Here is a 293-nt window from a genome sequence, read left to right as displayed (position 1 = left end):
GCGCGCAGGCACGACGGTCGAAATCGCGTGCTTGTAGACCATCTGGCTGACCGTGTTGCGCAGCAGGACCACGAACTGGTCGAAGGACTCGATGGTGCCCTGCAGCTTGATGCCGTTGACGAGATAGATGGACACCGGAACGCGCTCGCGGCGCAGGGCGTTCAGGAAAGGATCCTGCAGGGACTGTCCCTTGGACATGTTGGCTCCTTGGATGGGGATGTTCGATGTGCTTGTTGTTCTGTGCAGGGCCGGCGAAGGCCCGAGGCACGGTCTCCACCTGGGGGCGCACCCCA

General features: G+C 62.8%; 1 protein-coding gene. It reads right to left on the bottom strand.

The genetic code is table 11. The features are described from left to right. A partial coding sequence (hfq, locus tag FLQ44_RS06350) for an RNA chaperone Hfq (protein ID WP_147693592.1) occupies nucleotides 1-198 on the bottom strand: 198 nt, incomplete at its 3' end. Nucleotides 199-293: the final 95 nt, after the last annotated feature.

The sequence above is a fragment of the Vogesella mureinivorans genome, assembly GCF_007644035.1.
In the GTDB taxonomy this organism is placed as follows: Bacteria; Pseudomonadota; Gammaproteobacteria; order Burkholderiales; family Chromobacteriaceae; genus Vogesella; species Vogesella mureinivorans.
The sequence above is the reverse complement of the archived record's forward strand: the minus strand, read 5'-3'. Positions and strand labels throughout refer to the sequence as shown.